The sequence below is a fragment of the Pseudomonas sp. DD1 genome (genome assembly GCF_044510355.1).
GTDB classification, from domain to species: Bacteria; Pseudomonadota; Gammaproteobacteria; order Pseudomonadales; family Pseudomonadaceae; genus Aquipseudomonas; species Aquipseudomonas shahriarae.
In genome coordinates, this window is the sequence record NZ_MSAJ01000003.1 from 34,073 (window position 1) to 46,174 (window position 12,102).

At 61.2% G+C, this 12,102-nt stretch carries 8 protein-coding genes and 1 riboswitch; of the genes, 3 read left to right on the top strand and 5 right to left on the bottom strand.

The window, feature by feature from the left end:
* Window positions 1-31: 31 nt before the first annotated feature.
* The 5 genes from PSFL_RS02300 to PSFL_RS02320 all read right to left on the bottom strand — a co-directional run bounded on the left by PSFL_RS02300 (window position 32) and on the right by PSFL_RS02320 (window position 9,064).
* A complete protein-coding gene (locus PSFL_RS02300; RefSeq protein WP_397469667.1) occupies window positions 32-2,770 on the bottom strand; it encodes a LuxR C-terminal-related transcriptional regulator in 2,739 nt (912 codons plus the stop codon).
* A gap of 231 nt (window positions 2,771-3,001) precedes the next feature.
* Window positions 3,002-4,366 carry a DUF1329 domain-containing protein gene (locus tag PSFL_RS02305; protein ID WP_057438161.1) on the bottom strand — a complete coding sequence of 455 codons (1,365 nt, stop codon included), beginning with the start codon at window positions 4,364-4,366 and terminating at the stop codon, window positions 3,002-3,004.
* 28 nt (window positions 4,367-4,394) lie between these two features.
* Window positions 4,395-6,269 (bottom strand): DUF1302 domain-containing protein, encoded by a 1,875-nt coding sequence (locus PSFL_RS02310; protein ID WP_169959752.1) that lies wholly within the window; start codon window positions 6,267-6,269, stop codon window positions 4,395-4,397.
* A gap of 335 nt (window positions 6,270-6,604) precedes the next feature.
* Complete coding sequence (locus tag PSFL_RS02315) at window positions 6,605-8,287, bottom strand: fatty acid--CoA ligase (RefSeq protein WP_057438159.1); 1,683 nt, start codon at window positions 8,285-8,287, stop codon at window positions 6,605-6,607.
* A gap of 147 nt (window positions 8,288-8,434) precedes the next feature.
* Entirely contained in the window at window positions 8,435-9,064 is a 630-nt protein-coding gene (locus PSFL_RS02320) for a LysE family translocator (protein ID WP_057438156.1), read from the bottom strand.
* Between the two features lie 84 nt (window positions 9,065-9,148).
* On the opposite strand from PSFL_RS02320, the gene PSFL_RS02325 reads away from it, so the two are divergent.
* From PSFL_RS02325 to PSFL_RS02335, 3 genes are all read left to right on the top strand, one after another.
* Entirely contained in the window at window positions 9,149-10,114 is a 966-nt protein-coding gene (locus PSFL_RS02325) for a 2-hydroxyacid dehydrogenase (protein WP_397469668.1), read from the top strand.
* 31 nt (window positions 10,115-10,145) lie between these two features.
* Window positions 10,146-11,144, top strand: coding sequence for a class I SAM-dependent methyltransferase (locus tag PSFL_RS02330; protein ID WP_115128982.1), 999 nt, complete (start codon window positions 10,146-10,148; stop codon window positions 11,142-11,144).
* A gap of 51 nt (window positions 11,145-11,195) precedes the next feature.
* Window positions 11,196-11,315, top strand: a riboswitch (yybP-ykoY riboswitch).
* A gap of 89 nt (window positions 11,316-11,404) precedes the next feature.
* Entirely contained in the window at window positions 11,405-11,989 is a 585-nt protein-coding gene (locus PSFL_RS02335) for a TMEM165/GDT1 family protein (RefSeq protein ID WP_057438151.1), read from the top strand.
* Window positions 11,990-12,102: the final 113 nt, after the last annotated feature.

The window sequence follows — 12,102 nt, forward strand, 5'->3', positions numbered from 1 at the left end:
TTATCCGGCTTTTGCGGCGCAAGTCTCCCCCTTACCCCAATAACCCCATCTCCTGCGCCCGCGCGACTGCCTGGGTGCGGCGCTCGACCCCCAGTTTGCTGTTGATATGACTGGCGTGGGTCTTGACGGTGTGCAGCGAGATAAACAACTGGTTGCTGATTTCCTGGTTGGAGCACCCTTGGGCGATCAACTGCAGCACCGCCAGCTCACGGGCGCTCAAGGTTTCGCTGGAATGGCTGGTTTCGACCGGCTCGCGCGGGGCAACCGCCGGCAGCAGGGCCCAGAGGCTTTGCCGCATCAAATCGTTCGGCGCCTGGCCCAGTTGCTCGCGTACCCAGTCGGGATAACGTTCCAACAGACGCTGGAAGGGTTGCAACGCGCCACCGCTGGCCATTTGCAAGGCCCGGGCAAACAGCGGCCGGGCTGACATTGCCTGGCCGTCATCCAGCAACAACAGCACGTGCTGGTTCAGGGCCATCACCGCGATCATCTGCTGGCCTTTGCCTTCGGCTTGTCGCGCCAGCCCATCGAGTCGCCGCCGGGCGCTTTCACACTGGCCGCGAATGGCGTCCAGGGCCGCCTGTTGTAGTTCGATATGTTGCGCCAGGTGTGGATGAAACTCCGGGGCGGCGGCGGCCTGCTCGCCGCTATAGGTTTGCCCCAGGCGCACCAGCCAGGCATCGGCCAGGTCGGTACGGCCCTGGGCCAGCCACAGCTCGCATTTGATCAGGGTGATCATGGCCAGGTAGTAGATCGGCGGCACGTCCCAGATATGCATCAACCGCTCGGCCTCGGCCAGCTCGGCAAAGGCCTTGGGAAAGTCGCCACGGCGCCCCTCAAGGTTGGCGATGACACAGTGGCCGATCAACACGCTGATATCCCGGCAGGCGCGGGCTTCGGCAAGCCCTGTACGCAAACGCAACAGGCCGGCCTCCGGCTGGCAACGCATCAGCAGCAGGAACCCTTCATACAACGACAGGCGTGCGCGCACCGCATACAGGCGCTGGGATGCCAGGCCCTGCAAGCGTTGCAGGCCCTCGCGCACCTCGTCCAGGGAGCGCAGGATTTCCCCACGCGCCTGCAGCACCCGTGCCCGGTCGTAATGGGCCAGGGCCTCGAACAGCGGGTTGCCGACGCGTTGCGCCAGTTCCAGGGATTCTCGATTCAAGCCCCGCGCACGCCACAGGTCGGCGTCGACGATGGCCAGGTTCGACAAGGTCGACAGGCACATCAAGCGCTGGCCGTAACGCTTGTGCGGCAAGCTTTCCAGGGCTTCTGTGCAATACAAGTGGGTCAGTTCCCGGTCGCCGCGCCCACGGGCGATGATGCCGCTGAGGGCCAGCCACTGGGCGAGCATCGACTTCTGCGCAGTGGCCGACGGTGCCGGCAGGAAGCGGCTGAGATGGCTGGACAATTCTTCCGCCGCATCCAACTGGCAGGCCAGCCCCAGCGCCCAGCTATAGAGCACGATCAAGCGCGGCGTGCTGATCAACAGGCTGTCGGGCAAGTCCATCTTCCAGCGCAGGAGCATGCCGACGTTCTGCTCGGCCAACAGTTGTTCTTCGGACAGGTTCTGCACCAGATTCGCCGCCACATCCGGATGCCCGGCACGCAGGGCCTGCTCCACGGCCTCATCGAGCAAGCCCTGGGCGTTGAACCAGCGGCAGGCGCGCAGGTGCAGGCTGGCGGCCGGCAACATCGCATTTGGCGAACGCCGGGTGCGCAGCAGATCGGAAAACAGGTGGTGATAACGGTACCAGTGGCCCTGCTCGTCCAGCGGCACCAGGAACACCTGATGGGCTTGCAGGTAGCGCAGGATTTCCGCGCTGTCATGGGCCTCGCGCACGGCGTCGCACAACTCGCTGCAAAAACGCTCCTGGGAGGCCGTGTCGTAAAGGAAGGCCTGGACTTCCGGCGGCAGGCAGTCGATCACCTCTTCCAGCAGATAGTCACGGATCAGCCCTTCCCCACCATGCAGGCCTTGGGGCAAGTCGGCCTCGTTGCCGGCTTCGGCGGCCGCCAACAACCAGAAGCGCAGGCCGGCCACCCAGCCTTCGCTGCGACGGATCAGGTTGTCCAGGGCTTCACCGCGCAATGAACTGCTATGCCGGTCGAGCAAAGCCAGGGATTCGTCGTTGGTCAGGCGCAGGTCCTGTTCATGCAACTCCAGCAGATGCCGGGACAAGCGCAACCGTGCCAAATGCCAGTCGGGACGCTGGCGGCTGGTGACCAGCACCAACAGGCCATCGGGCAAATGGTTGAGAAAAAATTGCAGGCAACGATCCAGCACCGGGCCCTGGGCCAGGTGGTAGTCATCCAGTACCAGTAATAACGGGGTGCGTGTGGACAGATGGACGGTCAATTCGTCGAGCAGGCCATCGAGCCACTCTTCAAAGGCAAACGGCTGATGGCGCTGGCGCATTTTCAACAAACCCAGGGCCTGGGCGCCGACTTGCGGGAAATACTGCTGCAAACCTTCCAGCAGGCGCTCAAGGAAGCGGCCCGGATCACTGTCCCGCGAACTGAGGCCCAGCCACAGGCTTTGCCAGTGATCAGGCAGGCTTTGGCAGAACTCCACCGCCAGCGAGCTCTTGCCAAACCCGGCCGGCGCGCTGACCAGTAATAGACGCCCGTCCAGGCCGGCGCTCAAGCGCTCGCACAAACGCGGGCGCAGCACATAGCCATCGGGCAGCGGGGGTCGGTAGAAGCGCCCTTCCAGCGTGGGGATTATCGCACTGGCAGGCCCTTGGATTGGGGACAGATCAGTCATCGCCGGGCTCTTGTAGTAGGCTGTGGTCGGCATTGCAGATGTCCGCAGACTAGCGTTAAAAGCCGTCGCTTTGTAGATCTTTGCAACATTTGTCTGAAAAAGACTACAACAAGAAATAACCAACTATTTTCCGGATGCCCAAAACAAATGTGGGGATGGGCTTGTGTGGGAGCGGACTTGCCCACCCCCACACAAGCCCACCCCCACAGGTGCGGACTTGTTTACCGCGGTTTAGCGAACACCATCCTGACGCAGAGCCGCCGGGGTGAAGTCGCTGGTGGTGGCAGTGAAGCCGAAGTCATAGGCCTGTTTCTCTTCGTTCTTCATGCCCAGGGCCAGGTAGCGGCCGGACTGCAGGTCGTAGAGGGTTTCGAGGGCGTACCACGGCACTTGCTTGTCGTAGTAGTTCTCGCCATGGGCTTCGGCTACGCGCCACAGTTGGCCACGACCGTCGTAATGGTCGATCACCGCTGCTTGCCAGGTGTCTTCGTCGATGTAGAAGTCACGCTTGGCATAGATATGGCGCTGGCCTTCCTTCAAGGTGGCGACCACGTGCCAGACGCGGCGCAGTTCATAACGCGCCAGGTCCTGGTTGATGTGGCCGGCCTTGATGATGTCGGCGTACTTGAGCTTCGGATCGTCGAGCTTGTAGCTGTTGGAGGCGATGTACATTTCCTTCTTGCCTTCCAGCTTCCAGTCGTAGCGATCCGGGGCGCCGTTGTACATGTCGAGGTTGTCGGAAGTCCGCAGGCCATCGGCGGCAGTCCCCGGCCCGTCATAGGACACTTGCGGCGCACGGCGCACACGGCGCTGGCCGGCGTTGTAGACCCACGCGGCGCGCGGTTCCTTTACCTGGTCCAGGGTCTCGTGCACCAGCAACACACCACCGGCCAGACGCGCAGGTGCAGTCACTTTCTGCTTGAAGTAGAACAGGATATTGCCCGGATTTGCCGGATCGTAATCCTTCATCTTGTCGCGGAACACGAACTGGTCCTGGAAGTACACCAGGCTGTACGAGCCGTTGGCCTGTGGCGTGGCCTGGGTCACCAGGCGTGTCACGCTGCCGCCGCGATAGCGGGTGATGTGGTTCCAGATCACCTCGACCCCGCTTTTCGGGATTGGGAACGGAATCGCGGTTTCGAAGTTTTCCAGGCCGTTACCACCGCCTACCAGGTTGGTGCTGGTGGCGTTTTTCTTGATGGAGGCGAACACTTGCGCCGGCACGGTGGCACCGCGATGGGTGGTGTACACCGGCATCTTGAAGGTTTCAGGGTAACGCTTGAACATCGCGTACTGCCCCGGCGCCAGCTTGTCTTTGTACTGCTCGACGTTCTGCGCGGTGATGGTGAACTGCGGCTGCTCGCTGGCATACGGGTTGGCCAGGAAGCCCTTGGCATCCACAGCACCGGCGTTGGTTGGCAGGGCTTTCCAGGCCGGAATGGTGCCGGCAGCATTGCCGGCCATTTCCGCGCCCATCGGAGTCAACGTGGTGCCCAGCTTGGCGGCTTCATCCGCCGAGACCGCCGCCATGACGCTGCTGGCCATGATCGACAGTCCCAGCACACCCACGTGCAACAGACTTTTGGTTATTTTCATGTTCTGGTCTTCCTGAAATGCAGTGTGCTTAGAAGTTCGCGCCGAAACTCAGGGCCACGAAATCGCGGTCAACCGAGGTGTTGTAGTCGCCACCAAAGAAGTTGGTGTAGGCCAGGCTCGCCGTGTAGGTGTTCTGGTATTCCGCGTCCAGCCCCAGGCTCACCGCTTTGCGACCTTCTTCGAAGTTGCCGCCAGGACCTGGCGAGTAACCGTTCACATCATGGGACCACGCCACGTTAGGCTTGAGGTTCACGCCGGCGAAGACATCCGGGTACTCCCAGATTGCCCGGCCACGGTAGCCCCAGGAAGTGGCGGTAGTGAAGCCATCATTGTTGCAATTGGCAGTAAGGTTGCTGGCATCGGTGCCAGGTCCGGCACCGGCAATTGTGCCGCCGTTAAGCGTTGCACAAAGAGCGCCTCGCCCAGGGCCATACACCGGATCACGCCCGTAACGTGCTTTGTTACTGCTTTCCAGGCCACCAACGTGGGTCACGCCCACTTCACCGACCAACGTCAAGCGACTTGCTCCCATCACTTGATCGAAGAAGTGCGTAAACGTCGTCTGGAACTGGGTAACTTCCTTACGCCGGTAGCCGTTCAGATCCTGGTCAGCAGAGCCTTTGAGTGGCGAAGCCGCCCCCAGGCCCAACAGCGGCGTTACGCCCGCATACAAAATATCGGTGGTATTGAGTTGCACTGGCGCATTCGGCCGATAGCTCAATTCACCACTCCATGCGGTCCCTGTCGCCAGCGTGGTGGAGAAGCTCAAGCCATACAGCCGAATATCCTCCGGGTACTCGACAAAGTAGCTGGAGTTACCGGCCACAATGAGAGGACGCAACTGGCTGGCGCCGGGTGTAAACGTCAATGCGTTAGCTGCTGCGTAGGTCGCAGCGGAGGCGCCCCTGGCGCTGAAAATCGGCGCACGGCTGTGATAGTTCATGAAATAAGCGCCGAACTCAGTGTCCAACGGCTCAAAGTTGTAGTGCATCGCCACGCCAAACTGACCGCTATCGCGTGCGTCGCGATCAGGGCCACGCTTGACCAGCACACCCTCCTCATTGATGTTCACGCCAAACGCGTTCATCAACGGTAAACCACCGCCCGCCGCGATCACTGAACGCTTGCTGAGCAAGCGCAAGTTATCGCTGCAGCCGTCAGCAATCACATCAGGCTGCGAGAAGAATGTCCCGCAGTTGTCGGTGATCGTCTGATCCCACTCCAACTGGTAGAACGCTTCTGCCGACAGGTTATCGGTCAAGGATTGCGACACGTAGAACATGTTGACCGGGATCAGGCCTTCCTTGATCTCGGCACCCGGACGACGGAACGCAGACACGTCGATCGGGTTGACGGAGTTGATACCACCGCCAATGAAAGTACTTTCACCCCAGCTCACTACTTGCTTACCAAAACGCACCGAACCCGGCGCATCGGCAATGGAGTAGTTGTGGTAGATGAACGCATCGAGAATCTGCCCGCCGGAAGACTTGGCGCCCTCTTTGCGATTGTGGTCGCTGATGTCCTTGAACTCGCGGCCTTCATCCTTGAGTTCGAAGTCGTACCAGTATTTGCCACGCACGAATACGCCGGTGTCGCCGTATTTCAGTTCCAGGTCATGGATGCCCTTGAAGATCTTCGAGAACGTCTCCCCACGCTTGAAGTTCAAGTGACCGTCATCGGAGGTTTGCGACAGCCCCTTGCCACCGTTGTTGACACCAATCAGGTCGCGATCGGGCTTGGCCGTGCTCCAGCTGGCCCCCACCGACAGGGACGAGTCGAAGCTGCCTTCGACCTCACCAATGTTGAAACTGACGCCGAATGCGGGCCCGGCGAGGGTCGAGGCAAGACTGACCGCCAGGGGTAATCTCGCCCGGCGCCAGAACTGATTTACTGAGGTCATCGACGCTACTCCATGTGCATTTTATTGTTATGGCAGTGAGCCTTTTCAAACACGCTTGTAACGGCCGGAATACAACGATTCCAATGCCAGACAGCCACCGGACCACCCAGGACCGCAGCGCCGCATCCTTGAAAAACTCTGGGAGGGACTATAGCCAGCAGGGGGTACCGCTTGATCCCTCTAAAGTGTGATTTGCATCACCAACCCGTCTGCGACAGCCCTTTCGCCATGTCAGCGAGGGCTGACGCAAAAGAGGATGGCTGAAATTCGGCAAATGACAAGGCGAAGGCTTGTAATAGAGCATTGCCGTGCCCGAACGGGCACGGCACAAGGGCTCAGAGCGTGGACAGGAAGGTGCTGTTATTGGCCTGCCATTCAATGATGTCGATACGGATACGTTTCTTGTCCAGCTTGCCGACGCTGGTCTTGGGAATTTCCGTAACAATGGCAATCTGACTTGGAATTGCCCACTTGCTCAGGTGGCCCTGCTCGACATACGGCTTGAGGTGTTCCTTGAGTTCGCGGGCGCCAATCCCGTGGCCTTCACGGACCACCAACAGAGCAAACGGGCGCTCGCCCCACTGCGGGTCGGCAATCCCGACCACCGCTACTTCGCGTACCGCCGGGTGACGGCTGACCAGGTCTTCAAGGGCAAGGGATGAAATCCACTCGCCGCCGGTCTTGATCACGTCCTTGATACGGTCGCGAATGTCGATCACACCGAAGGCATCGAGGGTGGCCACGTCGCCGGTGTGCATCCAGCCGCCTTCCCAGAGTTCGGCGCCCTTCTGCGGCTCGTTGAAATACCCCTCGCTGAGCCATGGCGCGCGCAGCACCAGTTCGCCCTGGGACTCGCCATCGGCCGGGAGGAAGTTGCCGTCCCCGTCGATGATCGCGGCTTCCACCAACGGCCCCGGCACACCGGCCTTGATCCGGTAGGTGGTGCGCTCGTCTTCGCTGCCGGCCATCAGTTCTTCGTTGAGGTGGGCACAGGACACCAGCGGGCCGGTCTCGGACATCCCATAGGCCGCTGTCAGCTGGATGCCACGGGCCTTGGCTGCTTCATACAGCGAGCGGTTGAGGGCACTGCCGCCAATCACGATTTTCCACCCGCCAAAATCCACGCCCTGGGCGGCCTTGGCGTTGAGCAGCATCTGCAGGATGGTCGGTACACAGTGGGAGAACGTGACCTTCTCTTTGCGCCACAACTCCACCAGGTATTCCGGGTCGTAGCGGCCGGGGTAGACCTGCTTGAGACCGAGCATGGTCGCCACATACGGCAAGCCCCAGGCGTGGACATGGAACATCGGCGTGATGGGCATGTACACATCGTTGGTGCCCAGCAGACGCACGCTGTCGACGCTGCCCATGATGGTCGCCACGCCGATGGTGTGCAGCACCAGTTGGCGGTGGGTGAAATACACACCCTTGGGGTTACCGGTGGTACCGGTGGTGTAGAAGGTGGTGGCCACCGAATGCTCGTCGAAGTCCTCGAAGGTGTAGTGCGTGCTGGCAGCGGCCAATAGCGTTTCGTACTCGCCTACCAGGTTGGGCAGATCGGCGGTTTTCTCGTCGCCATCGGTCAACAGCAGGGTCTTGTCGACGGTGGTCAATTGGCCGGCAATGGCCTGGTACAGGCCGACGAACTCGCTGTTGACCAGCACAAAGCGGTCCTCGGCGTGGTTCATCGTGTAGAGGATCTGCTCTGGCGACAGGCGCACGTTGATGGTGTGAATCACCGCACCAATCATCGGAATGGCGAACATGCATTCCAGGTAACGGTGGCTGTCCCAGTCCATCACGGCCACGGTATCACCGGCCTTGACCCCGGCTGCGGTCAGCACATTGGCCAGGCGGGCGACGCGTTCGATCAGGGTGGGGTAGGTGTAGCGCAGCTTGTCGCGGTAGACGATTTCCCGGGTTTTCTCGTAGCGCGCACCCGACATCAACAGGCGCTTGATCAACAACGGGTATTGGTAGGCGCCTTCGGCGGGCGGGATAACACGAGTCTGCAACATACGAATCCCTTTTTATGACTGCACGGTCTTGGCTAAAGGATTTGCACTTTAGAGACCTTGCACGCCGGCCAAATCAGCCGAAGGAATGATTTGCAGAGCCGGATGAATGCTAGCTTTACGCCAGCATTCATTCAGCCAGCGGCGCCTTTAGCGCTCGGTGAGGGCCACTTTCACACCAATGGCAATCAGCACCGCGCCCATGCTCCGATCAAACCAATGGCCCATGCGCGCAAACCCGGCACGCACGCGCTGTTGGCTGAACAACATGGCCACCATGCAGAACCACAGGGCGGTAGCCACGGCCAGGTACAGGCCATAACCGGCCTGGATGGCCAGCGGCGTGTGGGGGTTGATCACCACGGTGAACAGCGACAGGAAAAACAGCGTGGCCTTGGGGTTCAGACCATTGGTCACAAAGCCCGAGGTAAAGGCGCCGCGGGCACTGCGCTCGCCCACTTCGCGGTGCAAGTCTTCTTCACTGGCAGGCTTGGCCGGCTGCGCCCGCAGGGCTTTGAAGCCGATATACAACAGGTAGGCCGCCGCCGCCCATTTCAAGGCGTTGAACAGCACGATGGACTGGGACACGATCAAACCGATACCGAGCAACGAGTAGCCAACGTGAAGGAAAATCGCCGAACCGACGCCCAACGCCGTCCAAGTGCCGGCACGCCGGCCATGGGTCACGCTCTCGCGTACCACCACGGCAAAGTCCGGCCCGGGGCTGGCCACGGCCAGCAGGTGAATCAACGCCACGGTCAAAAACTCGGTGAGGTACATGCACACTCCAAGAAGTAACTGATTATTTCATCTGGTAGGCTCGGCAGATTACGCCTTCGAACCCTGTCGCAAAAGGTACAGTTGATGACGAACAATCGCCGCGCCGTCTTCCTTGATCACCCTTCCCTGGACCAGGGGGACCTTGACCTCAGCGGGTTGCGGGAGACCTTCAGCGACTTGCAGCTGTGCGAGCAGACCTCGGCCGATCAAGTGGTCGAGCGCCTGCAAGGCGCCCAGGTAGCGATCAGTAACAAGATCCTGATCAACGCCCAGACGATGGCCGCCTGCCCCGACCTGAAACTGATCCTGATCGCCGCCACCGGCACCAACAACGTCGACCTGCCCGCCGCCCGCGCCCAGGGCATTACCGTGAGTAACTGCCAGGGTTACGGCACGCCGTCAGTGGCGCAACACACGATCATGCTGCTGCTCAACCTTGCCACGCGCCTGAAGGACTATCAAAAAGACGTCGATGCCGGGCTGTGGCAGCAAGCCAAGCAGTTCTGCCTGCTGGACTACCCGATTGTCGAGCTGGAAGGCAAAACCCTGGGTTTGCTGGGCCATGGCGAACTGGGCGGCGCCGTCGCGCGTCTGGCCGAAGCCTTTGGCATGCGCGTAGTGCTGGGCGCCATTCCCGGTCGCCCGCCCCGCGCAGATCGGGTGCCACTGGACGAACTGCTGCCGCAGATCGACGCCCTGACCCTGCATTGCCCGCTCAACGAACATACGCGGCACTTAATCGGCGCCCGCGAACTGGCACTGCTCAAGCCGGGCGCGTTCGTGGTCAACACCGCACGCGGTGGCCTGATTGATGAACAGGCCTTGGCAGACGCCCTGCGTGGCGGTCATCTGGGGGGCGCGGCCACCGATGTGCTGAGCGTCGAACCGCCGACCGCCGGCAACCCGCTGCTGGCGAGCGACATCCCACGGCTGATCATCACCCCACACAGTGCGTGGGGCAGTCGCGAAGCGCGGCAACGGATCGTCGGCCAATTGACCGAAAACGCCCGGGGCTTTTTCCGCGGAGCACCGCAGCGCGTCGTCAGTTGATAAACTGCGCTCCTTTTTCAGGGAGCAGACCATGGATCCGCGCAGTGAAGTACTGCTTCGTCAGGCCGAACTTTTTCAAGGCAATGTGTTACTGGCCGGCCTGCCCGCCGACGACCTGCTGGGCCGCCTGCCCAATGCCCATGGCTGGTGCTGGCATGCGGGCGATCAGGCGGCGCTGGATGCGCGGTTTGCCGAACGCAGCCATTTCGGGGTGAATGTACCGCAGCGTGCCTTCGACACAGCCGTGGTGTTTCTGCCCAAGTCCAAGGACCTCGCCGACTACATCCTCAAGGCCGTGGCGGCACGGCTGCCGGGCGCCGAGTTGTACCTAGTGGGCGAAAAACGCGGCGGTATCGAAAGCGCCGCCAAGCAACTGAACGCCTTCGGCAAGCCACGCAAGCTCGACAATGCGCGGCACTGCCAGCTGTGGCTGGCCACCGTGGCCGACGCCCCGGCAGCCCCCGACCTGGCAAGCCTGGCCGAGGTCTTTGAAGTGCCACTGGCCGACGGACCGCTCAAGGTCGTCAGCTTGCCCGGCGTGTTCAGCCACGGCCGCCTGGATCGCGGCACCGCGCTTTTGCTCGAACACCTGGACAAGCTGCCCAGCGGTCATCTGCTGGACTTCGGCTGTGGCGCCGGCGTGCTCGGCGCGGCGGTCAAGCGGCGCTATCCGCACAACACCGTGACGCTGCTCGACGTAGACGCCTTCGCCACCGCCAGCAGTCGCCTGACCCTGGAGGCCAATGGCCTGGAAGGCGAAGTGCTGACCGGTGATGGCATCGACGCCGCGCCCATGGGCCTGGATGCGATTCTGAGCAACCCGCCGTTCCATGTCGGGGTGCATACGGATTATTTCGCTACGGAAAACCTGCTGCGAAAAGCACGCCAACATCTGAAAAACGGTGGCGAACTTCGGCTAGTTGCCAACAGCTTCCTGAAGTACCAACCACTGATCGAAGAGCATCTGGGCGTGTGCGCAGTCAAGGCCGAGGGCCAGGGTTTTCGCATCTACCGTGCCAAGCGCGGCTGACGGGCGTTTGAAAAAGAACGCTTGCCGAATGGATTTTGCCAAGGCAGAATCCGCTCCGTCCTAGGGGAGTAGTCTCCCACGAGCAACATGCTCGTCCGGCATACGTCAACATACTTGGTCAGCAGACCATGGCGTATGCGACCCAGGAGTCCGCACAGACGGACCGGGGTTTGACAAGACCTATGACACGCACACCTTACCCGGGGCGGGAAGGCTGTACGTGTCATAGCCGTGTCGACCCGCCCCTGGAAACCTACCTGATGCTGGATTCACTTCTCGTTCCTACCGCAATCGTTGCCTTGGCCGAAATCGGCGACAAGACGCAATTGCTCGCGCTCATCCTCGCCGCACGCTTTCGCAAACCCTGGCCGATCATCGCCGGCATCATCGCCGCGACCCTGGCCAACCACGCCGCCGCCGGTGCCGTGGGTGCCTGGTTCGGCAGTTTCTTCTCGGATGCGGTGTTGCACTGGATACTCGCTGCAAGCTTCTGCGCCACGGCCCTGTGGACCCTGGTGCCGGACAAGCTCGACGATGACGAGGCCAGTACTTCACGCAAGTTCGGGCCGTTCCTGACCACGCTGATTGCGTTCTTCATCGCAGAAATCGGTGACAAGACGCAGATCGCCACGGTGATGCTGGCGGCGCAATACCCGGAGTTGTGGCTGGTGATTATCGGTACCACCCTGGGCATGCTGATTGCCAACGTGCCGGTGGTTCTGGCGGGGAATTTCGCCGCGGAAAAACTACCGCTGACCCTGATTCGGCGCCTGGCAGCCTCGGCGTTCTTTATCCTGGCGCTGGTGGCGGTGTACAAGGCCATGCAAAGCAGCGGCTGGTTGTAACCCTTTGCAAATGTGGGAGCTGGCTTGCCTGCGATAGCGCTGTATCAGTCACGGATTAATTAACTGAACCACCGCTAACGCGAGCAAGCCCGCTCCCACCTTTGGACCTTCAC